The 970-nt window shown below is 66.2% G+C and carries 1 protein-coding gene; it reads left to right on the top strand.

The features are described from left to right. The coding region (locus DIE04_RS29475; RefSeq protein WP_260426920.1) for a porin at positions 1 to 970 on the top strand (970 nt) is incomplete at both ends.

The following is a 970-nucleotide window of genomic DNA, read 5'->3' as shown; positions in this document are numbered from 1 at the left end:
TCAAACATTTCGCATCGCTGATCGTGGCCGCCGCACCGGCGGCCGCGTTCGCGCAGACGAGCGTGACGCTGTACGGCCGGATCGACGGCGGCGTCGAATACCTGAACCACATCGCGACGCCCGGCGGCAGTTCGACGCGCTGGAGCGCGGAAGGCGGCGACTGGGGCACCAGCATGTTCGGCCTGAAGGGCTTCGAGGATCTCGGCGGCGGGATGTCGACGGTCTTCAACCTGGAAACCGCGTTCCAGGTGATGAACGGCACGACCGGCGGCGGACGCATGTGGTCGCGCCGCGCGTATGTCGGCCTGAAGAGCGACACGTGGGGCCAGCTGCAGGCCGGCCGCAACCTGTTCATCGATAGCGACGGCGTGTGGGAATTCGATCCGTTCGTGCAGCAGGCGTTTTCGTCCGCATCGCTCGTGCGCGGCCGCAACTGGCAGCAGAGCAGCAACAACATCGAATATCACAGCCCGGTGATCGGCGGCTTCGACGTGCAGGCGCAGTATGCGTTCGGCAACCAGTCGCGCGGCTTCAACTACGGCGCGGCCGACGACTTCGGCCGCTCGGACGGGATCATGATCTCGTATCACTCGCCGGTGCTCGACGTGCGCGGCCTCTACGACGAGCTGCGCGACAACAACGGCAAGTTCAGCAACATCTTCACCGCGTCGCGCGAGTATTTCGTCGGCGCGAACGTGAAGGTGTCGAAGTTCAAGATCCAGGGCGCGTATACGCACTACCAGGCGCCGGACAGCCCGGCGGGCGTCGCCGATCGCGCCGATCACTACTGGCTCGGCGCGACCTACACGGCCACGCCGCAGTGGGCGGTGACGGGCGGCGGGTATTACGTGAAGGTCGGCGATGGCGGCGGCGACGCGTCGCACGATCCGTCGGGCCACGCGATCATGTACGTGCTCGGCACGACGTACAACCTGTCGAAGCGCACGTTCCTGTACGGGACGGTCGCGTA

The sequence above is a fragment of the Burkholderia sp. Bp8994 genome (assembly GCF_003853805.1).
Lineage (GTDB): Bacteria > Pseudomonadota > Gammaproteobacteria > Burkholderiales > Burkholderiaceae > Burkholderia.
This window is presented reverse-complemented; position numbering and strand designations above follow the sequence as displayed.